Origin of the sequence: Herbidospora cretacea (assembly GCF_001570605.1) — a bacterium.
In the GTDB taxonomy this organism is placed as follows: Bacteria; Actinomycetota; Actinomycetes; order Streptosporangiales; family Streptosporangiaceae; genus Herbidospora; species Herbidospora cretacea.
This window is the reverse complement of the sequence record NZ_BBXG01000009.1, coordinates 321,331-344,077: the sequence shown is the minus strand read 5'-3', so window position 1 is coordinate 344,077 and position 22,747 is coordinate 321,331. Positions and strand designations below refer to the sequence as shown.

20 protein-coding genes are annotated in these 22,747 nt (G+C 69.2%); 13 read left to right on the top strand and 7 right to left on the bottom strand.

What is annotated here, in order from left to right; all coding sequences use genetic code 11:
- Positions 1 to 177: 177 nt before the first annotated feature.
- Both AW270_RS20675 and AW270_RS20670 read left to right on the top strand, forming a co-directional pair.
- Entirely contained in the window at positions 178 to 4,380 is a 4,203-nt protein-coding gene (locus tag AW270_RS20675) for a HAMP domain-containing protein (protein WP_061296754.1), read from the top strand.
- Positions 4,381 to 4,383: 3 nt separating this feature from the next.
- A complete protein-coding gene (locus AW270_RS20670; RefSeq protein ID WP_061296753.1) occupies positions 4,384 to 5,010 on the top strand; it encodes a response regulator in 627 nt (208 codons plus the stop codon).
- 7 nt (positions 5,011 to 5,017) lie between these two features.
- Here the strand turns inward: AW270_RS20670 and AW270_RS20665 are convergent, their stop codons facing one another.
- Together AW270_RS20665 and AW270_RS20660 are read right to left on the bottom strand one after the other, a co-directional pair.
- Positions 5,018 to 6,205: an NYN domain-containing protein gene (locus tag AW270_RS20665; RefSeq protein ID WP_061296752.1), complete on the bottom strand. Its 1,188-nt coding sequence runs from the start codon at positions 6,203 to 6,205 to the stop codon at positions 5,018 to 5,020.
- 120 nt (positions 6,206 to 6,325) lie between these two features.
- A complete protein-coding gene (locus tag AW270_RS20660; protein WP_061296751.1) occupies positions 6,326 to 6,838 on the bottom strand; it encodes an RNA polymerase sigma factor in 513 nt (170 codons plus the stop codon).
- A 153-nt stretch (positions 6,839 to 6,991) separates the two neighbouring features.
- Here AW270_RS20660 and pyrE point away from each other — a divergent pair, with 153 nt between their 5' ends.
- Entirely contained in the window at positions 6,992 to 7,525 is a 534-nt protein-coding gene (gene pyrE, locus AW270_RS20655; protein ID WP_061296750.1) for an orotate phosphoribosyltransferase, read from the top strand.
- Here the strand turns inward: pyrE and AW270_RS20650 are convergent.
- A complete protein-coding gene (locus AW270_RS20650) occupies positions 7,500 to 7,934 on the bottom strand; it encodes a hypothetical protein (protein ID WP_157522312.1) in 435 nt (144 codons plus the stop codon). The genes pyrE and AW270_RS20650 overlap by 26 nt on opposite strands.
- 76 nt (positions 7,935 to 8,010) lie before the next feature.
- Complete coding sequence (locus AW270_RS20645) at positions 8,011 to 8,709, bottom strand: DedA family protein (protein ID WP_061296748.1); 699 nt, start codon at positions 8,707 to 8,709, stop codon at positions 8,011 to 8,013.
- Between the two features lie 120 nt (positions 8,710 to 8,829).
- Here AW270_RS20645 and fbaA point away from each other — a divergent pair, with 120 nt between their 5' ends.
- The 4 genes from fbaA (at position 8,830) to AW270_RS20625 (ending at position 12,748) form a co-directional block, all read left to right on the top strand.
- Entirely contained in the window at positions 8,830 to 9,852 is a 1,023-nt protein-coding gene (gene fbaA / locus AW270_RS20640; protein WP_061296747.1) for a class II fructose-bisphosphate aldolase, read from the top strand.
- Positions 9,853 to 9,979: 127 nt separating this feature from the next.
- Positions 9,980 to 10,396, top strand: coding sequence for a DUF3151 domain-containing protein (locus tag AW270_RS20635; protein WP_061296746.1), 417 nt, complete (start codon positions 9,980 to 9,982; stop codon positions 10,394 to 10,396).
- Positions 10,397 to 10,496: 100 nt separating this feature from the next.
- On the top strand, positions 10,497 to 11,780 hold the full coding sequence (locus tag AW270_RS20630) for an adenylosuccinate synthase (protein WP_061296745.1): 1,284 nt from the start codon (positions 10,497 to 10,499) through the stop codon (positions 11,778 to 11,780).
- A gap of 68 nt (positions 11,781 to 11,848) precedes the next feature.
- Entirely contained in the window at positions 11,849 to 12,748 is a 900-nt protein-coding gene (locus AW270_RS20625) for a glycerophosphodiester phosphodiesterase family protein (protein ID WP_061296744.1), read from the top strand.
- Positions 12,749 to 12,802: 54 nt separating this feature from the next.
- On the opposite strand, the gene corA is transcribed toward AW270_RS20625, so the two are convergent.
- Positions 12,803 to 13,906, bottom strand: a complete 1,104-nt coding sequence (corA, locus tag AW270_RS20620; protein ID WP_061296743.1) for a magnesium/cobalt transporter CorA — start codon at positions 13,904 to 13,906, stop codon at positions 12,803 to 12,805.
- A gap of 259 nt (positions 13,907 to 14,165) precedes the next feature.
- On the opposite strand from corA, the gene purD reads away from it, so the two are divergent.
- From purD to AW270_RS20605, 3 genes are all read left to right on the top strand, one after another.
- Positions 14,166 to 15,383 carry a phosphoribosylamine--glycine ligase gene (gene purD / locus AW270_RS20615; protein ID WP_061296820.1) on the top strand — a complete coding sequence of 406 codons (1,218 nt, stop codon included), beginning with the start codon at positions 14,166 to 14,168 and terminating at the stop codon, positions 15,381 to 15,383.
- A 456-nt stretch (positions 15,384 to 15,839) separates the two neighbouring features.
- Positions 15,840 to 17,111, top strand: a complete 1,272-nt coding sequence (gene murA / locus AW270_RS20610; RefSeq protein WP_061296742.1) for a UDP-N-acetylglucosamine 1-carboxyvinyltransferase — start codon at positions 15,840 to 15,842, stop codon at positions 17,109 to 17,111.
- Between the two features lie 212 nt (positions 17,112 to 17,323).
- Complete coding sequence (locus AW270_RS20605) at positions 17,324 to 18,616, top strand: transcriptional regulator (protein ID WP_030456307.1); 1,293 nt, start codon at positions 17,324 to 17,326, stop codon at positions 18,614 to 18,616.
- Positions 18,617 to 19,267: 651 nt separating this feature from the next.
- Here the strand turns inward: AW270_RS20605 and AW270_RS20600 are convergent.
- Entirely contained in the window at positions 19,268 to 19,612 is a 345-nt protein-coding gene (locus AW270_RS20600; RefSeq protein ID WP_061296741.1) for a nitroreductase/quinone reductase family protein, read from the bottom strand.
- A gap of 30 nt (positions 19,613 to 19,642) precedes the next feature.
- Between AW270_RS20600 and AW270_RS20595 the strand changes: the two genes are divergently transcribed.
- Together AW270_RS20595 and AW270_RS20590 are read left to right on the top strand one after the other, a co-directional pair.
- Complete coding sequence (locus AW270_RS20595; protein WP_061296740.1) at positions 19,643 to 20,011, top strand: hypothetical protein; 369 nt, start codon at positions 19,643 to 19,645, stop codon at positions 20,009 to 20,011.
- Positions 19,992 to 20,885 carry an EamA family transporter gene (locus AW270_RS20590; RefSeq protein WP_061296739.1) on the top strand — a complete coding sequence of 298 codons (894 nt, stop codon included), beginning with the start codon at positions 19,992 to 19,994 and terminating at the stop codon, positions 20,883 to 20,885. Before AW270_RS20595 ends, AW270_RS20590 begins: the two co-directional genes overlap by 20 nt.
- Here AW270_RS20590 and hisC read toward each other — a convergent pair.
- Entirely contained in the window at positions 20,860 to 21,933 is a 1,074-nt protein-coding gene (hisC, locus tag AW270_RS20585) for a histidinol-phosphate transaminase (RefSeq protein ID WP_061296738.1), read from the bottom strand. The two genes, AW270_RS20590 and hisC, sit on opposite strands and share 26 nt — an antisense overlap.
- Before the next feature lie 94 nt (positions 21,934 to 22,027).
- On the opposite strand from hisC, the gene AW270_RS20580 reads away from it, so the two are divergent.
- Positions 22,028 to 22,738: a polysaccharide deacetylase family protein gene (locus AW270_RS20580; protein WP_061296737.1), complete on the top strand. Its 711-nt coding sequence runs from the start codon at positions 22,028 to 22,030 to the stop codon at positions 22,736 to 22,738.
- Positions 22,739 to 22,747 lie beyond the last annotated feature (9 nt).

Genomic DNA, 22,747 nt, shown 5'->3' with positions numbered 1-22,747 from the left:
CCGCTTCGCCGCCGGAACGGCCGTCTCGCCCATCGTGAAAGAGGCGGCGAGAACGGCGCGTGGAGAATTCGCCACTGCACACGTGCTTACCACAATTCGCTCTGACGCGTGGTCAATCAACGGCCGGTAGAGCTACCACGGAACGTGACAGACTGGGCAGACACGTAAGGAGGCCACATGACGCGTGCGGACGTCGAACCGGCCCGGACCGAACGCCGATACACCGAGTCCGACCTGAAGCCACTCCTGGACACGTTGACCGTATGGCGAGACGGAGACTTCCGCCGGAGGGTCCCCCACGCCCCTCCGGGCATCCTGAGCGAGATCCGGCTGCTCCTCAACGAGGTGGCCGACCGCCGGGAACACCTGGCCAACGAGCTCGCCCGCGTCCGCCGCGAGGTGATCAAAGAGGGACGCTTCGGCGAACGGCTGACCCCCGGGCCCGGTGTGGGCTCGTGGGCCGAGAGCGTCGAGTCGGTCAACGGCCTGATCGACGCCCTGGTCACGCCGGTGACCGGCGCCGCCGACGTGATCGACGCCGTGGCCAAGGGCGACCTGTCGCAGCGCATCGACCTCGACCGCGCCGCGCGCGGCGAGGTGCGCCGCCTCGGCAAGGCGATCAACGGCATGGTCGACCAGCTGGCCCTGTTCACCGGTGAGGTGACCCGGGTGGCCCGCGAGGTCGGCACCGAGGGCAAGCTCGGCGGCCGGGCCAACCTGCGCGGCATGTCGGGCAGCTGGCGTGACCTGACCGAGGCCGTGAACACGATGTCCAGCCGCGTCTCCGCACAGGTGCGCGACATCGGTGAGGTCACCACGGCCGTCGCCAACGGCGACCTGTCACGCAAGGTGACCGTTGACGCCGTCGGCGAGATGTTCGAGCTCAAGATCACTGTCAACACGATGGTGGACCAGCTTTCCGCCTTCGCCGAAGAGGTCACCCGCGTCGCCCGCGAGGTCGGCACCGAGGGGAAGCTCGGCGGCCAGGCGCAGGTGCGCGGCGTCTCGGGGGTCTGGAAGGACCTCACCGACAACGTCAACTTCATGGCCAACAACCTGACCAGCCAGGTCCGCCAGATCGCCGCCGTCTCCACCGCCGTCGCCCAGGGCAACCTGACCAAGAAGATCACGGTCGACGCCCAGGGCGAGATCCTGGAGCTCAAGGAGACCCTCAACACGATGGTCGACCAGCTCTCGGGCTTCGCCGACGAGGTCACCCGCGTGGCCCGCGAGGTCGGCACCGAGGGCCGCTTGGGCGGCCGCGCCGAGGTGAAGGGCGTGTCGGGCGTCTGGAAGGACCTCACCGACAACGTCAACTCGATGGCCAAGAACCTGACCTACCAGGTCCGCAACATCGCCCAGGTCACCACCGCCGTCGCCGGCGGCGACCTGACCCGCAAGATCGACGTCGACGCCCAGGGCGAGATCCTCGAACTCAAGTCGACCATGAACACGATGGTCGACCAGCTCTCGTCGTTCGCGGCCGAGGTGACCCGCGTCGCCCGCGAGGTCGGCACCGAGGGCCGGCTGGGCGGCCAGGCCCAGGTGCGCGGTGTGTCGGGGGTCTGGAAGGACCTCACCGACAACGTCAACTTCATGGCGAACAACCTGACCAGCCAGGTCCGCCAGATCGCCGCCGTCTCCACCGCCGTCGCCCAGGGCAACCTGACCAAGAAGATCACCGTGGACGCCCAGGGCGAGATCCTGGAGCTCAAGGACACGATGAACACGATGGTCGACCAGCTCTCGTCGTTCGCCGACGAGGTCACCCGCGTCGGCCGCGAGGTGGGCACCGAGGGCAAGCTGGGCGGGCAGGCCCGCGTGCCCGGCGTGTCGGGGGTCTGGAAGGACCTCACCGACAACATCAACTCGATGGCGACCAACCTGACCTACCAGGTCCGCAACATCGGCGAGGTGACCACGGCGGTCGCCGGCGGCGACCTGACCCGCAAGATCGACGTCGACGCCCAGGGCGAGATGCTCGTCATGAAGACGACGATCAACACGATGGTCGACCAGCTCTCGTCGTTCGCCTCCGAAGTGACCCGAGTCGCCCGCGAGGTCGGCTCCGAGGGCCAGCTCGGCGGTCAGGCGCGCGTCGAGGGCGTCGAGGGCTCCTGGAAGCGCCTCACCGAGAACGTCAACGAGCTGGCCGGCAACCTGACCACCCAGGTGCGCGCCATCGCCGAGGTGACCAGCGCGGTCGCCCGCGGCGACCTGACCCGGTCGATCACCGTCGAGGCCCCGGGCGAGCTGGCCCAGCTGAAGGACAACATCAACACGATGGTGTCCAACCTGCGCGACACCACCACCGCCAACCAGCAGCAGGACTGGCTGAAGTCCAACCTGGCCCGGATCTCCCGCCTGATGCAGGGCCACCGCGACATGATCGAGGTCGCCCGCCTGATCATGAGCGAGCTGACGCCGCTCGTGTCGGCCAGCTACGGCGCCTGCTACCTGGTCGTCGACGGCGAGCTGACCCTGATCGCCGGTTACGGCATCCAGCCCGGCCGCAGCCCCCGGCGGCGGTTCGCGCTCGGCGAGGGCCTGGTCGGCCAGGCCGCCATGGAGGCCAAGCAGATCATCATCCACCAGGTGCCGGCCGACTCGTTCACGATCGACACGGCGCTGACGTCGTCGCGCCCGGCGCAGATCGTGGTCATGCCGATCCTGTTCGAGAGCCACGTGCTGGGCGTGCTGGAGATGGCCTCGTTCGGCCGGTTCTCCGAGGTGCACCTCGACCTGCTGACGCAGCTCGTCGAGTCGATCGGGATCACCATCAACACGATCATCGCGAACTCCCGTACGGAAGATCTGCTGAAGGAGAGCCAGCGGCTCGCGACCGAGCTCCAGGAGCGGTCCGACGAGCTCCAGCGGCAGCAGGAGGAGCTGCGGCGCTCCAACGCCGAACTGGAGGACAAGGCGGCGCTGCTGGCCAAGCAGAACCGCGCGATCGAGATCCAGAACTTCCAGATCGAGCAGGCCCGCCGCACGCTGGAGGAGCGCGCCGAGCAGCTCGCGGTCTCCAGCCGCTACAAGAGCGAGTTCCTCGCGAACATGTCCCACGAGCTGCGCACCCCGCTGAACAGCCTGCTCGTGCTGGCCAAACTGCTGACCGAGAACTCCGAGGGCAACCTGACCGACCAGCAGGTCGAGTTCGCCAAGACCATCCACGGCGCGGGCTCGGCCCTGCTCCAGCTGATCAACGACATCCTCGACCTGTCCAAGGTCGAGGCCGGCCGGATGGACATCCACCCGGCCGAGCTGTCGCTCCCGAAGCTCTACGACTACGTCGACGCCGCCTTCGCCCCGCTGGCCCAGGACAAGGGCTTGTCGTTCGCGATCGACGTCGACGACGCGATGCCGACGGAGATGCGGACCGACGAGCAGCGCCTCCAGCAGGTGCTCCGCAACCTGCTCTCGAACGCGGTCAAGTTCACCCCGCGCGGCGAGGTCCGGCTGCGCGTCCAACCGGCCGGTGACGTCGCCTTCGTCGACGAGACCCTGCAGACCAGCGACAACATGCTGGCCTTCTCGGTCGTCGACACGGGCATCGGCATCGCGCCCGACAAACTCGACGTGATCTTCGAGGCGTTCCGCCAGGCCGACGGCACCACCAGCCGCAAATACGGCGGCACCGGCCTCGGCCTGTCGATCTGCCGCGACATCGCCCGCCTGCTGGGCGGCGAGATCCACGTCGACAGCGAGCCCGGCCACGGCAGCACCTTCACGCTCTATCTGCCGACGGCCTACGCCGGCCCGCTCTCGGCCAGGGACGGCGGCGCCGCGACGACCCTGGCGGGCGTGGAACGCCCCGAGACGGTGCTCCAGACCACCACCGACGAGGTGCTCCCCGAGCTCCCCCTGCCGGTGGCGACGGGCCAGCTCCAGACGCGTCCGGCGGAGGAGGTCAACGGCCGCGACTGGGTCGGCGACGACCCGCTGACCGGCGCCAAGATCCTCATCGTCGACGACGACATCCGCAACGTCTTCGCCCTCACGAGCGTCCTGGAACGCCACGGCACCACCGTCGTCTACGGCGAGAACGGGCGCGAGGGCATCGAGCAGCTCGAACGCAACGAGGACGTCGCCCTGGTTCTGATGGACATCATGATGCCCGAAATGGACGGATGGGCCACGACGTCTGCGATCCGCCGGATGCCCCAGTTCGCTGACCTGCCGATCATCGCCCTGACCGCTAAGGTCATGCGGGGCGACCGCGAGAAGAGCATCGCGTCGGGCGCCTCCGACTACGTGCCCAAACCGGTCGACGTCGACCGACTTCTCGAACGTCTCCGCGGATGGCTCATGCGCGGGCGTGTATCGGGTAGTGCTGGTCGGGCAGACTCGGATGCGACGGATTCCACTGAAGGTGCGTGATCGATGCCAGACCGGGCGAAGATCCTCATGGTCGACGACCGTGAGGAGAACCTCATCGCGCTTGAGGCGATCCTCAGCTCCCTCGACCTGACCCCCGTTCGCGCCCGCTCCGGCGAAGAAGCCCTCAAAGCCCTGCTCAGCACCGAGTTCGCGCTGATCCTCCTCGACGTCCGGATGCCCGGGATGGACGGCTTCGAGACCGCCGCCCACATCAAGCGGCGCGAACGCACCAGGAACATCCCGATCATCTTCCTGACCGTCGTCGACAGCGCCCCCGACTACGCCTTCCGCGGCTACCAGGCGGGGGCCGTCGACTACCTGACCAAGCCCTTCGACCCGTGGGTCCTGCGGGCCAAGGTCGCGGTCTTCGTCGAGCTCTACAACATGAACCGCCGCCTGTCCGAGCAGGCCGCCCTGCTGCGCGAACGCCTCGCCGCCGAACTCCCCGGCAACGGCGACGAGCCCGCGGTCCTGCCGGAACTCTCCCGCCGCCTCACCGCGGTCGAGGAGGAACTGGGGCGGGTACGCGACCTCGCCCGCAAGAACGGCGACTCCCCCATGACCGGTCCCTTGGCCGACCTGGGCCAGCGCGTCGCCAACCTCAGGGCCGGCTTCGACGCCCTGAGTTAAACCTGAGCTAGCGGCGGGCCCGCTCCAGCGCGTCCCAGAAACCCCGGCGCAGGGCGTGGCGCACCTCGTCGTGGAGCAGGAAGTCGATCGGGAGCGAGGAGCCCTGGAGGAGCCTGGCCTCCAGGTCGGAGGGCATCCGGGGCTTCCTGGCGAGAACGGCCTCCAGCCAGAGCGCCGGGGCGTCGCGGGCGATCGAGTCGCCGAAGTCGTGGCCCTCCTTGTGGGCCGCCTTGACGGCGTCGGCCAGGGTGGTGGTCGCGCCGCCGTGGGCGGCGGAGACCGGCGCGGCCTGGGGGCCGGTGTAGGGGCCGAGCTGGGCCGCGGGGAAGCTGCCGGTGTTCGACTCGCGGTAGCCGCCGCCGGTGCCCCGGTCACTGCCGTGGGAGCCCTGGTACTGGGGCTGGGGCGGCGGAGGAGGCGGGGGCGCGGGCTGTTCCTGGGGCGGCGGGTTGTAGGTGTAGGTCGGCGTCGGCGGCCTCGACGGAGGGGCCGCGTGGGAGCCCTTCGACTGCGGCTGGGGCACCTGCTGCGGCGGCGAGGCCGGAGCGGGCGGCGGGGCGGCCGGCGGCGGCGCGGGCGGCAGCGCCGCCTGGGCGCCGTTGACGGCCGGGAGGGCGCCGGTGTGGCGGGAGCCGTTCTGCGACACGACGCCGTCGGCGCCGGTCACCAGGGTGACGAAGGGGCGCAGGTGGCCGCTGCCCATCTCGATCAGGTCGTCGCACTCCTGGCGCAGAGTGCGGGACACCGCCCAGCTCCCGTCGGAGGCGATGGAGATCACGGTGACCCGGATGCCCAGGTCCTGCGCGTCGCTGACCACCTGGGCCAGGTCTTCGTCGCCGCTGACCACGACGGCGTCGGCCACGGCGTTGTTGCGGGCCAGGGTCATCAGGTCGCGGTGGACCTGGGCGTCGACGCCCTCGCGGCGGCCCGGCCGGATGCGGGCCAGGCGGAGCTTCAAGCCGGGGATGTCGGCCAGCACGTCGTGTTCGGGGGTGCGGCGGCCCTCGACCGTGGCCTCGTACCAGTAGCAGCGCAGCAGGGGCAGGCCGGTGCGCTCGCGGGCGAGGTTGGTGAGGAGCTGGAGGAGGCCGGGGTAGTCCCAGCTGACGGCCTCACGGTGGCGGGTTCCGTGAACGGCCATCGCGCCATCGGCCAGCAGATAGCCGGCGTCGACGAAAAGCGCGCAGCGATCCACGCGACACCGCCTTCCTTAACATGGCCGTCTCAGGGTAATCGGGCAGCTCAGGGCGCGAGGAGGAATCCCGCCGATTGTCTCCTCGCCGACCGTACCATTTTGTCCAGTTCCTGCCCTCTGTTATGCGCGAAGGTACGCATCCCTCAGACCCTTCCTCGCGCGGTAGGCCAGCGCCGCTACGCCGTTGGCCGTCAGACCCAGGAGCGGGGCGATCTCGGCCGCCTGGGCGTCTTCCACGGCGGTGTGCCACAGGACCACGCGCCACCGTTCGGGCAGCGACTGGAAGGCCCGAGCGACGTCGGCCCGCTCGCAGCGCGCCAGCGCCGGGTCGACGAAGGGCTCACCGGGGGCGTAGCGCTCGATCTCGTGGGTGGGGACGTCGCGGCGGTCGGCCCGGTCGTAGACGGCGCGGCGGACGGCGGCCAGGAGGTAGGGGCGGAACTCCCCCCTCGGGCCGCCGCCCCGGCGGATCAGGTCGAGGATGCGGGTGAAGGTCTCGGCGACGATGTCGTCGGCGTCGTCGATGGAACCGAGGCGGAGCAGGTGCCGCGCGAGGGCGCGGGCGGCGGGGCGGTGGCGTTCGTAGAGGGCGCCGTAGGCGGCGGAGTCGCCGGCCCGGAGGGCGTCGAGCAATTGCGGGTCGCTTTGCCCGATTTGGACACTCAATGTTACCTCTCGATTACCCGGGGTTGACCGCCTGATGATTCCGCTCCTGAGCCCGTCTGTAACGTGACGATGAGCAGTCAGGAAAACTGACTCCCCTGGAACGTCCCTACGCTGGGGGTCATGACTGACCGAGAGCTTCTGCTGGACGAGATCAAGAGCAAGGCCGTCGTGCACGGCAGGGTGACCCTTTCGTCGGGAAAGGAGGCCGACTACTACGTCGACCTGCGCCGCATCACCCTTGACGGGACGGCCGCGCCGCTGGTGGGCCGGGTGATGCTCGACCTGACCGAGGATCTCGGCTTCGAGGCGGTCGGCGGGCTGACGCTGGGCGCCGACCCCGTGGCCACGGCGATGCTCCACGCCGCCGCCGCGCGGGGGCGGCGGCTCGACGCGTTCGTGGTCCGCAAGGAGGGCAAGGCCCACGGGCTCCAGCGCCGCGTCGAGGGCCCCGACGTGGCCGGGCGCCGGGTGCTGGCCGTGGAGGACACGACGACGACGGGCGGGTCGGTGCTGACCGCCGTACAGGCGCTGAACGAGGCGGGGGCGGTCGTGGTGGGCATCGCGACGATCGTCCACCGAGGGGGCGACGACAATCTGGCGACCGCCGGGGTGCCCTACCGCTCGGCGTTCAGCTTGGCTGACCTTGGCCTCTAGTGACGGTGAACGAGCCGGGCTCCCCGGGCGGAACCGGGGGGCGCGGCTTGCCGTTCTCCCAGATCTTCACGAGTGAGGCGTCGTCGAGGACGACGTCGAGCTTCCCGTCGAAGTAGGCGACCTGCTCCCCCTTCGTGAGCTGCCCGTTGAAGAGCACGTCGCCGCCGGGGATCCGGACGAACACCGGGCAGCTCTCGGCCTGGCAGGAGATCTGCAGGGTCGCCGGGGCGGTCCGCGCGGCCTGGGCGGAGGCCGCCGGGGGAACAGGGGTGTCGGGGGCCTCGATGGGGTCGGTGGCGGTGAGCAGCCCTACGACGCCCACCACGACAAGCGACAGCAAGGCGCATACCGCGATCACGATGAGCACGATCCGGGCGATCCCCAACGGATCGGACCTATGTCGTCCCACTCTTCTGACGGTAACCGCTTGGGAAGACCGAGCTGTCCCAAAAAGTAAGATATTACGATCCGCTATCGGGTTTGGGTCACGCCGTCTCGCGGTGGTGCTTCCCCTTGGGCTCGGTGCCGGGAACGACCGGAGGCGCGCCCGCGGCGGCCTTCTTGTTCTTCATGATCTCGCGGACGATCGGGATCACCGACAGCAGGATGATCACCGCCGCGCCGGGCAAAATGTAGCGGTCGACGTTGGGGATCCGGCTGCCGATGAAGTAGCCGAAGATCAGCAGGCCGTCGGTCCAGAGGATGCCGCCGACGATGTTCCAGATGAGGAAGCGGCGGGGGTTCATGCCCAGCATGCCGGCGACCGGGTTGAGGAAGGTCCGCACGATCGGGATGAACCGGGCCAGCACGACGGCCTTCTCCGGGCCGAACTTCTCGAAGTAGTGCTGCGCCTTCTCGACGTATTCCTGCTTGAACAGCCGCGATTCGGGCCGGGCGAACAGGCGGGGACCCGCCTTCGCGCCGATGTAGTGACCGAGCTGGGCCCCCGCGATCGCGCAGACGGGCGCACCGATCAGCAGGACCGTCAGCGGGAACGGCGTGTCGAGCCCGACCGCCGAGGCCACCTGCGCCGACGCGCCCATTCCCGCCACCACCAGCAGCGAGTCTCCGGGCAGGAAGAAGCCGATCAGAAGACCGGTCTCGGCGAAGATGATGACGAGGATGCCGATGAGCCCGAAGGTGACGATCCACCATTCGGCGCTGAGAAGATTCGTGAGGTCCATCGCGACAAGAGCGTACCCCGGCATGATGTGAACCCGCGGCAAGCCGGGGCGCTTCACACATCCGGGCACGCTTCGGAATACTGGTCTAGGCCAATCCTCACTCATTGGAGCTGACTTTCGATGCCTATCGCAACCCCAGAGGTCTACGCCGAGATGCTCGACCGGGCCAAGGCCGGCGGGTTCGCCTACCCGGCGATCAACGTGACGTCGTCGCAGACGGTGAACGCTGCGCTGCGCGGCTTCGCCGAGGCGGAGAGCGACGGCATCCTCCAGGTCTCCACCGGCGGCGCCGAGTTCGCCTCGGGCACCACCATCAAGGACATGGTCACCGGTGCGACCGCCCTTGCCGAGTACGCCCGCGTGGTGGCCGCGAAGTACAACGTGACGGTCGCGCTGCACACCGACCACTGCCCGGCTGACAAGCTCGACGGGTTCCTGCGCCCGCTGCTGGCGATCTCGCGCGAGCGGGTCTCCCGCGGCGAGGAGCCGCTGTTCCAGTCGCACATGTTCGACGGCTCCGCCGTGCCGCTGGAGGAGAACCTCCGGATCTCCTCCGAGCTCATCGAGAAGACCGCCGAGGCGAAGGTCGTCCTCGAGATCGAGATCGGCGTCGTCGGCGGCGAGGAGGACGGCGTCTCCCACGAGATCAACGACAAGCTGTACACCACCCCCGAGGACGCCATCGCGACCGTCGAGTCCGTCGGCCTGGGTGAGCGGGGCCGCTACCTGCTCGCCGCCACCTTCGGCAACGTCCACGGCGTCTACAAGCCCGGCGCGGTCAAGCTGCGCCCGTCGGTGCTGAAGGACATCCAGGACGCCGTCGGCGCCAAGTACGGCAAGGACAAGCCGTTCGACCTGGTCTTCCACGGCGGCTCGGGCTCGCTGCTGGAGGAGATCCACGAGGCGATCTCCTACGGCGTCATCAAGATGAACATCGACACCGACACCCAGTACGCCTTCACGCGTCCGATCGTCGACCACATCTTCAAGAACTACGACGGCGTGCTGAAGGTCGACGGCGAGGTCGGCAACAAGAAGGCCTACGACCCGCGCGCCTACGGCAAGCTGGCCGAGGCCGGCATGGCCAAGCGCATCGTCGAGGCCTGCCAGCACCTCAAGTCCGCCGGCACCAAGATCAGCTAAGTGCTATGACCGGAAGGCCCGGATCGTCGAAGATTCGGGCCTTTGGCATACGCAGGACTAAATGATTACGGTTTGCCGCTACTGGTAAGACAGTGTTCAAAGACCGATCACGAGAACGGGAGCCGCTGTGGAAACGCACGAGAACCTGCTGGCCGGCCCACCCCCCACGCAGCTTCCCGACAACGACGAGGCCCGCAAGATGATGGAGAGCGGGATCAAGCCCGCCGACGTCGCGGCGCGCTTCCCCACCTACTCCGCCGCCTGGGGCGCGCTCGCCGACGACTACTTCGCCGCGGGTCACGCGATCACGTCGTACGCCTTCGCCCGCACCGGCTACCACCGCGGCCTCGACCAGTTGCGGCGGGCGGGGTGGAAGGGCCACGGGCCCATCCCGTGGGAGCACGAGCCCAACCGCGGTTTCCTGCGCTGCCTGAACGCGCTGGCCCGCGCGGCCTACGCGATCGGGGAGCAGGACGAGGCCGAACGGTGCCAGCAGTTCCTGCGTGATTCCTCCCCCGAAGCGGCCGACGCGCTGTCGAACTGACCGGAGATCCCCTTTTTCCGGCACCTCAGGTAGTCTCGGTTTGCAAGAGCCCCTGTCGCTTGCGCGCAGGGGCTTTGGTTTTTGTTCCGGGAGATTGACCATGCCTGCTGTCGTTCTCGTGGGCGCCCAGTGGGGCGATGAGGGCAAAGGGAAGGCCACCGACATCCTCGGTGGCGTCGTCGACTACGTCGTCCGCTACCAGGGCGGCAACAACGCGGGTCACACCGTCGTCATCGGCGACCAGAAATACGCCTTGCATCTGCTGCCCACGGGAGTGCTGTCCCCCAACGTCACACCCGTGATCGGGAACGGCGTCGTCATCGATCCGGGGGTGCTGCTCGGCGAGATCGACGGCCTGGCCGCCCGCGGCATCGACTGCTCGAAGCTGCTGATCTCGTCGAACGCGCATTTGATCATGCCCCACCACAAGGCCCTCGACAAGGTCACCGAGCGCTACCTCGGCAAGGCCAAGATCGGCACGACCGGTCGGGGCATCGGGCCGGCGTACGGCGACAAGATCTACCGCATGGGTGTGCGGGTGCAGGACCTGCTCGACCCGGGCATCCTCGCCAAGAAGATCGAGGTCGCCCTCAACGAGAAGAACCAGATCCTCACCAAGATCTACAACCGTCGGGGGCTCGACTCCGACAAGGTGCTGGAGGAGTACCTCGGCTACGCCGAGCGGCTGCGCCCGCACATCGCCGACACCTCGCTCATCCTGAGCAAGGCGCTCGACGACGACAAGTTCGTGCTGCTCGAAGGCGGTCAGGGCACCCTGCTCGACATCGACCACGGCACCTACCCGTTCGTCACCTCCTCGTCGCCGACCAGCGGCGGCGCCTGCGCCGGTTCGGGCATCCCGCCGACCCGCCTCAACCGGGTGATCGGCATCGTGAAGGCGTACACGACCCGGGTCGGTTCCGGCCCCTTCCCGACCGAGCTGCTCGACGAGACCGGCGAGTGGCTGCGCAGGGTGGGCCACGAATACGGCACGACCACCGGCCGCAACCGCCGCTGCGGCTGGTACGACGCCGTGATCGCCCGCTACGCCAGCCGCATCAACGGCGTGACCGACTTCTTCCTCACCAAGCTCGACGTGCTGTCGGGCCTGGAGCGCATCCCGGTCTGCGTGGCCTACGACGTCAACGGCGTGCGCCACGACGAGATCCCGATGACCCAGACCGACTTCCACCACGCGAAGCCGATCTACGAGGAGTTCCCCGGCTGGGAAGAGGACATCACCTCCGCCAAGACCCTCGACGACCTGCCGCCCAACGCGCAGGCCTACGTCAAGGCGCTGGAGGACATGTCCGGCGCGCCGATCTCCGCCATCGGCGTCGGCCCGGGCCGGACCCAGACGCTGCAGATCAGGTCGCTGGTCTGAGCAGGGGGCACGCCGATCGGAGCCCCAATACAGGGGACCGACCGGCGTGCCTTGTAGGGTTCGCGGTTGTGCATCGACCTGTTGAGTTGCACGGGCACCGGGGTGCCCGCGGCCTGCGGCCCGAGAACACCCTGCCCGGTCTCGCCTACGCGCTGGAGATCGGCGTCGACGCCCTTGAGTTCGACGTCGTACTGACCGCGGACCAGCAGCTGGTCCTCAGTCATGACCTGACCGTCTCCCCGATCACCAGCCGCGACACCGGCGGCGAGCAACTCGTGGGCCGGCCGATCAACCAGCTGACCCTCTCGCAACTGCGCACCCTCGACGTGGGGGTGCGCCGCCCCGTGCGCGACAACGATCCGTTCATGCTGACCCAGGTCGGCCGCCCCGACACCCGCATGCCCACCCTGGGCGCGGTGCTCGGGCTCGTCAGCGCCTACGGCGCCGACCATGTGCGGCTCAACGTCGAGCTCAAGTCAGACCCCACGAGGCCCGACCTCTCGGCCGACCCGAAGCTCTTCACCAACCTGGTGCTCGACGAACTGGCCAGGCACCGCCGGATCGACAACTCGGCCGTCCTGAGCTTCGACTGGCGGGTCCTGGCGGCGGCGCGGGATGCCGTGCCGAACAGATACGCGCTGGTGGAGGCGGCGACCATCGATCCCGTGTGGATGGCCGGCTTCGACATCCGCGACTTCGAGGTCGACATCGCCGGCGCGGCGGAGGCGGTCGGCGCGACCGTGCTGTCACCCGACCGGGTCCTCGTCGACAAGCACCTGATGACGGGCGCGGCCCGGCGCGGCCTGCCCGTGGTGGTCTGGACGGTCAACGACGTCGCCGAGGCGGCCGAACTGCTCGACCTGGGCGTGGCCGCGATCGTGACCGACTATCCCGACCGCATGCGGGAGTTGTGGGCGACCCGCGGCATCCCGCTCCCGCGTTCCGTGAAAGCGGTCGCGGCGGTCTGAAAATCGGCCGCCGCGTCTCGAAGGCGCGGCGGGAGAGATCTCAGCGGCCGCGCTTCACAACCAGCCGTTGCGGCGGAAGGCGCGGTGGAGCAGGGCGCAGGCGACGACCATGACGCCGACGACGACCGGATAGCCCCACACCGCGTCGAGCGCGGGCATGTGCTCGAAGTTCATGCCGTAGATGCCCGCGATCATGGTCGGCACGGCCAGGATCGCCACCCATGAGGAGATCTTGCGCATGTCCTCGTTGGCCAGGGCGTTCGTGCGGGCCAAGGCGGCCTGCAGGATCGAGTCGGAGAGCTCGTTGCTCGACTGGACCTGCTCGCAGACGCGCGACAGGTGGTCGGAGACGTCACGGAAGTACTCGCGCATCTCCGACGGGATGATGCGGCGCTGCGACAGCTGGGAGAACGGCGTCGAGAGCGGCGCGACGGCCCGCTTGAGCTCCAGCATCTCGCGCTTGAGGTGGTAGATCCGGTTGATGTCACGCGAGCTGACCTCGGCGAACACCGCCGCCTCGACCTCTTCGAGCTCGGCCTGCATCTGGTCGGCGACGTAGAGGTACTTGTCGACGACGTGGTCGGCGATCGCGTGGAGGACCCCGGCGGGCCCCCGGTTGAGCAGCTTGGTCTTGTCTTCCAGCTTCTCGCGCACGTCACTGAGCGGGCTGTGGGCGCCATGGCGCACCGTCACCACGAAGTCGGGCCCGACGAACACCATGATCTCGCCCGTGGCGATGATCTCGGCCGACTCGGTCAGCACCTCGTGGTCGAGGAAGGCGACCGTCTTCAGCACGACGAACAGCGAGTCGCCGTAACGTTCCACCTTCGGCCGCTGGTGGGCCTTGACCGCGTCCTCGACGGCGAGGGGGTGGAGGCCGAACGTCTCGGCCAGCCACTCGACCTCGGGGGCCTCGGGCTCGTAGAGCCCGACCCAGACGTAGGCCTCGGGCTTCGGCGCGTCTTCGTTGTGCTGGCGGACCAGCTGGACGGCCTGCGCTATCCCGTCGCAGGCCACCTTCCGGCCGCCGATGTAGGCGCCGAAGGTGACGAGCGAGTCGCTCGACGGAACACAGGGGAACTTCTTCGGCTCACCCGCCGTGGAGACCACGACGGGACGAGGAGCGCGAATCCGGGGGAAGAGGGTGGCGGAGCGCATGAGGGTCCCTTCGAAGCCGGGCTCACATGCTCCACGCGAACAGCGGAGTCACCCCTTACACGGGCGCGGGCATGCGGGCGTCGGTCATATGGAAATGGAGAGGGATGTCGCGCACGTCAGACGTGCGCGTGCACGTACTGACGGGATCGCCAGAAGACACCCGTACCACCTCCAATCGCCTCTTGACACCGCAAAGCCAACTCAAAATATCACAGGGTCCCAGGATAACTGCGGTTCTGGGGCCTGCGAGAATGTGTGGGTGCGAGTTCTGGTGATCGGTTCAGGAGGCCGCGAGCACGCGATCTGCCGTGCTCTCCGACCCGCCGAGGTGCACTGCGCGCCCGGCAACGCGGGCATCGGCGAGGTGGCGTCGCTCCACGACGTGTCGCCTCTCGACGGCGACGCCGTGGCGGCGCTGGCCCGCGATCTCGCGGCCGACCTCGTCGTGATCGGCCCCGAGGCGCCCCTGGTCGCCGGGGTCGCCGACGCCGTGCGCGCGGCCGGCATCCCCTGCTTCGGCCCCTCGCGCGAACCCGCCGCGATCGAGGGTTCCAAGAGCTTCGCCAAGTCGGTGATGGAGGCGGCCGGCGTCCCGACCGCCCGCGCCTTCTCCTGCACCACCCCCGAAGAGGCCGCCGGCGCCCTCGACGCGTTCGGCCCGCCCTATGTGGTGAAGGACGACGGCCTGGCAGCCGGCAAGGGCGTCGTCGTCACGACCGACCGCGCCGCCGCGCTGGCCCACGCCGCCGCGTGCGAGCGCGTGGTGATCGAGGAATACCTCGACGGCCCCGAGGTCTCCCTGTTCGCCCTGTGCGACGGCAAGACCGCCGTGGCGCTCCAGCCCGCCCAGGACTTCAAGCGCGCCTACGACGGCGACGAGGGCCCGAACACGGGCGGCATGGGCGCCTACACCCCGCTGACCTGGGCCCCTGAGGGCCTGGTCGACGAGGTCATGGCGACCGTCGTGGCCCCGACCGTCAACGAGCTGGCCCGCCGGGGCATGCCCTACACCGGCGTCCTCTACGCCGGTCTCGCCCTCACGAGCAAGGGCCCCAAGGTCATCGAGTTCAACGCGCGCTTCGGCGACCCGGAGACCCAGGTCGTCCTCGACCGCCTGGAGACCCCCCTCGCCGACCTGCTCCTGGCCGCCGCCACCGGCGAACTGGCGTCCCAGCCCCCCATCCTGTCCCGCCCGGGGGCGGCCGTGACCGTGGTCGTCGCCGCCGAGAACTACCCCGACACCCCCGTGAAGGGCGACGTCGTCCACGGCCTCGACGCCGAGGTCGAGGGCGCCTACGTCATCCACGCCGGCACCGCTTTCAGGGACGGCGAGGTCGTCTCCAACGGCGGGCGCGTGCTCAACGTGGTCGGCACGGGCGAGACGGTCGCCGAGGCCCGCGCCCGCGCCTACGAACTCGTGAACCGCATCGAGATGCGCGGCTCCTTCCACCGCACGGACATCGCCGCCGGGCGTTGATCCCCGTTTTCGCTGATCCGGGCACCTGGTCCTGACAGAAAGGACAGGCGAAAGAGCGGTATTCCGGTAAGGCGCGCTGTCGGTACGCGACGGATGGCGCCACTCGGCCGGTGGTGGCGGCGAGTTGGATTTCGGTCCGTGGCTGCGTGCACGTGACTGGGCCAACCTGCCGCTACCTGGAGAGACAGCGGTTTTGGGCCTGATTTCGAAGCGTTTCGGTCGGGCCGGTCAGGTGTTCTTGTTCCATGCGCTGATGTCGGGATGATTGGCATGGAACTTCGCATTCCAGGTCAGAACACCGGGTCGCTATGTGGCGGCCTTTAACGGCCTTACGGGCCGGACTTTGCAGGGGTGGTTTCGCCGCGAATGACCCCGCCTAGCGGCTACTGTGGGCCGATACCCGGCTACCGCACCTGCCGCACCATCCTCTCCACCCCCAACCGAGGAGACTCATTCATGGTTCGTTACCGCGTGCGCGGTGGCAATGCGCTGCGTGGAACCGCGTTTGTTCAGGGCGCGAAGAACGCCGTGCTGCCCATGATCGGGGCGGCCCTGCTGGCGGCAGAGGGCCGGACGGTCCTGCGCAACGTCCCCCTCATCGAGGACGTGCGCCGGGCGGTCGAGCTCGCCGAGGCCGTCGGCGCCCGGGTGCAGTTCCACGAGGAGGAGCGCACGCTCGTCATCGACGCCTCGGGGGTGCGCTCCCCGGTGCTGCCCGAGGAGATCGCGTCGCGGTTCCGCGGCGTGATCCTGTTCGTGCCGGCGCTGCTCCACCGGGTCGGCGAGGTCATCGTCGAGGGGGTCGGCGGGTGCAATCTGGGCGCCCGGAACCTCGACTTCCACTACAACGGCTACAAACGGCTCGGCGCGCTGGTCGACGAGCAGGAGAGCGCGATCCACATCAAGGCCGCCCAGCTGACCGGCGCCGCGCTCTATCTCGACCGGCCCTCCCACACGGGCACCGAGAACCTCATCATGGCCGCCGCGCTGGCCCAGGGCACGACGGTCATCGAGAACGCCGCGCTGGAGCCCGAGGTCCTCGACGTCATCGAGATGCTGCGCAAGATGGGCGCGAACATCAGCGGCGAGGGCACCGGCTTCATCACCGTCGAGGGCGTCCGCGAGCTGAAGGCCGTCGAACACACCGTCATGCCCGACCGGCTCGACGCGGGCGCGTTCATGATGGCCGCCGCGATCACCGGGGGCGAGGTCACCCTGCTCGGCACCTCCCTCGAACACCTCGGCGTGGTGCGGTGGAAGCTGGAGCAGATGGGCGTGGAGTTCTTCCAGGAGGGCGCGGTCGTGCACGCCCGCCGCGACGGGGGGCTGCGGCCGATCAACGTGATCACCGACACCTATCCCGGCTTCGCGACCGACCTCCAGCCGCAGCTGATGGCGATGGCGACGCTCGCCGACGGCCCGAGCTACATCCACGAGCGCGTCTTCGACGGCCGCTTCGCGCTGGCCCAGGAGCTCAACAAGATGGGCGCCAAGGTCGAGGTGAACGGCAGCCAGGCGCTCGTCCACGGGCCGACCCCGCTGCAGGGCGCCCACGTCGAGGCGCACGACCTCCGGTCGGGCATCGCGCTCGTGCTGGCGGGTCTGGCGGCCGAGGGCGAGACGGTGATCGAGTCGGGCTACCGCATCGACCGGGGGCACGCGGACATCGCCCAGCGCCTCAGAGCCCTCGGCGCCGATGTGGAACGCGAGATTTCCCCTTTTGCCTAGTTCGACGTCCATAATGGCATTGACCAGCCACAACATAATGGGAAAGGACCGTGCCGCGCTTCTCGGAACGGTATTCCGGAAAATCCGGGCGTGACATTACGGCCTCCGGGAGCGATCGTTCCAAAGAGAAACCAATCGAGAAGGCGCGCGGGATGGGACGAACATTGGTCGAGCGCACTGAAGACTCGCCGCGCGGACGCGTGGGGGGCGGGATGGGCGCTGGGACGCCGGACCTCACCATCGGTGTGGTGGGGCCCCATGACCTCGTCGAGCGGGTCATGCTCATGGGACACGCCGCCGCCCCGGTGCCGTGCCGCCTCGTGGCGGCCGCATACCGGGACGAGCAGGAGGCATCCGACAAGGTGACCCGGCTGGGCGGCGTCGACGCCTGCCTATTCGCCAGCCCGATTCCTTACGAGCTGGCCCGGCGAGCCGGGGTCCTGACGATGCCGGCGACCCACGTCCAGCTCGGCGGAGCGGCCTTGACGGCCGCGATCGCACGGGCGGCCCTCGACGACCGCATCGATCCCCGCCGGGTCAGCGTTGACGTGCTGAGCCGGGGCGAGGTCGATGAGGCGTTCGCGGACCTGGGCATATCCACGGCAGAGGTACACAGCCGCGACGAGCCGGGAGCCACCGGCACGATCGCGGCCTATCACGAGCGGCTGGTCCGCCAGGGCGCCACGACGGGCGCCCTGACCTGCATTCCGGGCGTGGCCGACCGATTAACGGCCGCGGGCATCCCCACGGTCCGGATCCGGCCCACCTCGGCGGCGGTCCGCACCGCTCTCCACACGGCGGCCCTGCTCGGGGCGCACCACCGGCTGGAGGAATCCCAGCTGACGGTGATCCTCGTCGAGGTGCCGACGCTGCGGGAGCCCATAAGGCGGGCGGCGCCGAGATACTGGCGGGACGAGCTGCGGCTCTCCCTGCACCGCCTGCTGGTGCAGGAGGCCAACCGCATCAACGCCAGCGTGTGGCCGATCGACGACCACAGCTACCTGGTGGTGGCGACAAGGGGATCGATCGCCGGAGCCACCGACGGCTTCCGGGTGCTGCCCTTCGCGGCGAGGATCCGCGACGAGCTGGGCCTGGCGGTCGAGGTCGGCGTCGGCATGGGCCGGACCACACACGACGCCGAGACCCACGCACGGGCCGCACTGGCCCGTACGCAGGCGGGCAAGCAGGCCCAGGGCTTCGCGGTCGACCGGGAGGGACGCACTCTGGTGCCACCGCCCCGGATGCCCCCGCAGTCCGCCGGGCCGGCCAAGCCGAAGGGCGTCGAGGTGCTGGCGAGACTGGCGGCGAAGCTGGAAGGCGGCGACACCGTCGTCGACGCCGAGGGCGCGGGGAAGATGCTGGGGGTGACACCGAGAACGGCGCGGAGACTCCTGCGCACGCTGGTCGACGAGGGGCTAGCGTGGCCGCTCCCACCGAACCGGACACCACAACCCGGCCGGCCACGGCAGCTCTACCGGCTGATCGTGGAGAAGCTGAACCGCTAGAGCACGTCCGAAGCCCGGCATCCCCTATTCGGGGGTGCCGGGCTTTTCACGTCCGGAAGGATCCGGATATATCCGGGCGGCATTCACTTCACCGATTTCGACAAGTGCGGTACGGGGGTGTCTGGAGTTCCCAATAGCACTATCAAAAACAAAGTCAGGAATGGCGGACGAGGTCGCTCGAAAGAGCCGCTTCTGACAAGGACCACCCTCTCGAAGGCGGCAATGGTGAGACGCAATGCTCGGCCCTGCGAAGGACGGCGGTGCTGACGCGTTGGACGTCGCTCCTCACCGACGGCACGAGCCGGACCACCTCACGCCGCCAGGCCGACCGGATCGCCACGTCATCCCGCCCGGCCCGGCCAAGGATCACGGCACCGACACGGCAGGGCATCACTCCTCCTGACGGCGCGAACCAGACCTCCTCGGGTCACCGCCCAGGAGGGCTACGGAGACGGCGGACCACGGTGCATGATCCTTTCGTCCGGTAAGACCGCTCAAGCTCAAGGAACGCCCGCCCCTCGGACGATCGCGCATGAACTGTCGTGGTTCGATATGTGCGGTTGCTCGGAAGCGTGCCGCCTGCGGTGAGGCGGCCCGCCCTCGGTCGCTGTCGCCGCTCGACGGCGCACCCGACCGCCTGGGCGACTGCGGTCAGTCGAGGGTGACGGTTACCGTGACGCGGCCTCGGTCATCGCGGTGGGCGGTGGCGTGACCGGTGCGGGGGGTTCCGTCGAGTTCCAGGGTCACCGGGCCGCCTTCGCCGAGGAAGTTGCGCCACCACACCTTCGCGTCGGGGAACTGCGACCCGATGACCACGGTGTCACCCGTGCGCCGGTAGCCGACCGGGATGCTGAAGGTGCGCCCGGAGCGCCGGCCCGTGTAGGTGAGGACCGTGACGCGGCGGCTGACCAGCCCGCCCCACCGGGGAGAGGTGCGCAGGTCCATCACACACGCGTTGAACCGGGTGACCGGGCTCTTGGGGAGTCTGTATCGCATCGCCTCACGCTAATCTCGCATGCTCGCCGCATGGCCGAAACGAGAGACGCCGGCGGCGAACCCTCTCGGAAGCTCGCCGAGGTCTTCCCGGAGCTCGGCGCGTCGATCCTGAGGCTGCTCGGTGACGACTTCCGGGCCGCACGATCGGCGATCTCCCTGCTACGGGGCGTGTGCCTGCGACCCCTCCTGCGGCCAGTCGAACACCGCGCCGCCCGGTGCCGGATGGCCGGGCTCGCCCAGCTGGATGAGGACGACGGGGACATCCCCGTCTGGCTGTACACCGACGACGAGGACAGGGTCACCTCGACCCGGCTGATCGTGCCCGATTTCAGGACCCGCCCTGGAACGCTTTGCCCGCGTTTGGCTATTGTCATGAGCCATGCAGCGGGACGGTCGTGACATACGTGTGTGGATCCTCCTGACGACCGTCTACATCGTCTGGGGATCGACCTATCTGGGCATCGGCATCGTCATCGAGACCATGCCGCCCCTGGTCTCCGGCGGTCTGCGGTTCGTCGTGGCCGCGGTGATCCTCGGCGCGTTCCTACTGGTCCGCAAGGGGCCCGAGGCGTTCCGGATGACCCGGCGCGAGTTCCTCGACGCGGCGCTGGTCGGGCTGCTGCTGCTGACCGGCGGCAACGGCATGGTCGCGGTGGCCGAGCAGCACATCTCCACCGGGCTCGCCGCGCTGCTGGTCGCGGCGACGCCGCTCTGGCTCGTCGTCATGCGGATGGTCTTCCGTGACCGGCCGCACGTCCTCACGCTGACCGGGGTGCTGATCGGCTTCCTCGGCGTGGCCGGGATCTCGCTGACCGGCGGGGTGTCGGGGGGCGCGGTCGGGGTGGTCGTGATCCTCGTCGCGTCGTTCTCGTGGGCGGTCGGGTCGTTCATGTCGGGGCGGGCGCCGATGCCGCGGAACCCGTTCGCGGCGTCGACCGTGGAGATGGTGGTCGGCGGCGGCGGGCTGCTGCTGGGCAGTGTGCTGACCGGGGAGCACCTCGTGCTGTCGGAGGTGTCCGGGCGGTCGTGGTGGGCGCTGGCCTACCTGATCGTGGTGGGGTCGCTGGTCGGGTTCACGTCGTACGTCTGGCTGCTGGGGAACGCGCCGATCTCGCTCGTGTCCACCTACGCCTACGTCAACCCGGTCGTCGCGGTCGCCCTGGGGATGATCATTCTGGGCGAGACCGTGACGACCATGATGGTGGTCGCCGGTCTCGTCATCGTCGCGGGGGTGGCGCTGGTCGTCTCTACCGAGCGGAGGCGCGTGACCTGAAGGCCTGCGCGGCGCTCAGGAAGACGTCGTTGGCCTCGCGGTCCCCGATGGACACACGGGCACCCTCCGTCCCGAACGGGCGTACAGCGACGCCCTCGACGGCGCACGCCGCCGCGAACGCGGCCGTGTCGTCGCCCAGGCGGAGCCAGACGAAGTTGGCCTGCGACTCGGGGACCGTCCAGCCCTGGGTGATCAGCGCCTCGCGCACGCGGGTGCGTTCGGCGACAACGCGCTCGACGCGCTCCAGCAGTTCCTGCTCGGCGGCCAGCGACGCCACGGCGGCGGCCTGCGCGAGGTGGTTGACGGCGAAGGGGACCATCGTCTTACGGACCGCGGCGGCGATCGGCTCGGGGCCGATCAGGTAGCCGACGCGCAGGCCGGCCAGGCCGTAGGCCTTGGAGAAGGTGCGCAGCACGGCGACGTTGGGGCGGTCGCCGTAGATGGTCAGGCCGTCGGGGACCGCCGGGTCGCGCACGTATTCGCGGTAGGCCTCGTCGAGGATCACCAGGACGTCGGAGGGGACCTTGTCGAGGAACTCGACGAGTTCGGCCGCGCGGTTGGTCGTGCCGGTCGGGTTGTTGGGGTTGCAGACCAGGATCATGCGGGTGGCCGGCGTGATCGCGGCGGCCATCGCGTCGAGGTCGTGGGTCTCGGCGGCGAGCGGGACTCGTACGGAGACGACTCCCGACAGGTCGGCGAGCAGCGGATAGGCCTCGAAGGAGCGCCAGGCGTAGATGACCTCCGCGCCCGGGTCGCCGACCGACTCGAAGAGCTGCTGGGCCACCGTCACCGAGCCCGCGCCGAGCGCGATGTGCTCCGGGGGGACGCCGTAGCGGGTCGCGAGCGCCTCGGTCAGGCGGGTGGCCGCCGGGTCAGGGTAGCGGTGGACGTTCGCGGCGGCCTCGGCGATGGCGGCGACGACGCTGGAGAGCGGCGGCTCGGGCGACTCGTTCGACGACAGCTTGTACGAACGACCTTCGGCGGACACCACGGCCTTGCCCGGCGTGTAGGCCGTCATGGTGTCGAGGACGGCCCTGAACTGCGGCATTGGTTCCACCCCTCCGGTGCGGCGATGTGCCCCACACCATACTTCCCAAGTGGTCTCAGGGTGGTCCCAGGGAGTTCGTCTAGGATTCGGCGCTATGCGCGTGATCGTCCGGGGGGCACTCGCCCTCGCCTTAACCACGTCCCTGCTCGCCCCGGCCGCACCGGCGAACGCGAAGGTCAAGCCCTATTGCGAGCGTTTCAAGTGCATCGCCCTCACGTTCGACGACGGCCCCTGGCCCTACACGCCGGCCCTGCTCGACAACCTGAAGAAGCACAAGGCGAAGGCCACCTTCTTCGTCCTCGGCCGGAAGGTCGAGAGCCGCGCCGACATGATGAAGCGCATGGTCGACGAGGGCCACGAGATCGGCAACCACACCTGGGACCACCCCGACCTGACCAAGCTGTCCGACGAGGAGATCCTCTCCGAGATCGCCTCCACCCAGCAGGTCATCCAGGAGACCGCGGGCATCACGCCGGTCTTCATGCGCCCGCCGAACGGCGCCACCGACACCCGCGTCGGCTCGCTGATGAAGACGTTCGGGCTGCCGCAGATCCTCTGGACGGGCTCGACCCTCGACTGGCAGGCCCGCGACACCAAGGTCATCAAGGAGCGCACGCTCAAGTTCGCCAAGCGCGACGCCGTCATCCTGCTGCACGACATCGTGCCGGAGACGGTGAAGGCGATGGAGACCGTCGTCGACACGCTGACGAAGAAGGGCTACAAGCTCGTCACCGTCTCGACCCTGCTCGGCGACCGCGTCCTCAAGCCCGGCGAGGCGTGGCCCAAGCCGTCCAAGAAGAAGTGAGTCGCGGTC

What these genes read in the sequence shown, in the direction of transcription:
- AW270_RS20675 (WP_061296754.1), top strand. Translation starts at nt 178, where the DNA reads ATGACGCGTGCGGACGTCGAACCGGCCCGGACCGAACGCCGATACACC.
- pyrE (WP_061296750.1), top strand. Translation starts at nt 6,992, where the DNA reads ATGACTGACCGAGAGCTTCTGCTGGACGAGATCAAGAGCAAGGCCGTC.
- AW270_RS20590 (WP_061296739.1), top strand. Translation starts at nt 19,992, where the DNA reads ATGCAGCGGGACGGTCGTGACATACGTGTGTGGATCCTCCTGACGACC.
- AW270_RS20600 (WP_061296741.1), bottom strand. Translation starts at nt 19,612, where the DNA reads ATGCGATACAGACTCCCCAAGAGCCCGGTCACCCGGTTCAACGCGTGT.
- hisC (WP_061296738.1), bottom strand. Translation starts at nt 21,933, where the DNA reads ATGCCGCAGTTCAGGGCCGTCCTCGACACCATGACGGCCTACACGCCG.
- corA (WP_061296743.1), bottom strand. Translation starts at nt 13,906, where the DNA reads ATGCGCTCCGCCACCCTCTTCCCCCGGATTCGCGCTCCTCGTCCCGTC.
- AW270_RS20645 (WP_061296748.1), bottom strand. Translation starts at nt 8,709, where the DNA reads ATGGACCTCACGAATCTTCTCAGCGCCGAATGGTGGATCGTCACCTTC.
- AW270_RS20580 (WP_061296737.1), top strand. Translation starts at nt 22,028, where the DNA reads ATGCGCGTGATCGTCCGGGGGGCACTCGCCCTCGCCTTAACCACGTCC.
- AW270_RS20595 (WP_061296740.1), top strand. Translation starts at nt 19,643, where the DNA reads ATGGCCGAAACGAGAGACGCCGGCGGCGAACCCTCTCGGAAGCTCGCC.
- AW270_RS20630 (WP_061296745.1), top strand. Translation starts at nt 10,497, where the DNA reads ATGCCTGCTGTCGTTCTCGTGGGCGCCCAGTGGGGCGATGAGGGCAAA.
- fbaA (WP_061296747.1), top strand. Translation starts at nt 8,830, where the DNA reads ATGCCTATCGCAACCCCAGAGGTCTACGCCGAGATGCTCGACCGGGCC.
- AW270_RS20670 (WP_061296753.1), top strand. Translation starts at nt 4,384, where the DNA reads ATGCCAGACCGGGCGAAGATCCTCATGGTCGACGACCGTGAGGAGAAC.
- AW270_RS20605 (WP_030456307.1), top strand. Translation starts at nt 17,324, where the DNA reads ATGGGCGCTGGGACGCCGGACCTCACCATCGGTGTGGTGGGGCCCCAT.
- murA (WP_061296742.1), top strand. Translation starts at nt 15,840, where the DNA reads ATGGTTCGTTACCGCGTGCGCGGTGGCAATGCGCTGCGTGGAACCGCG.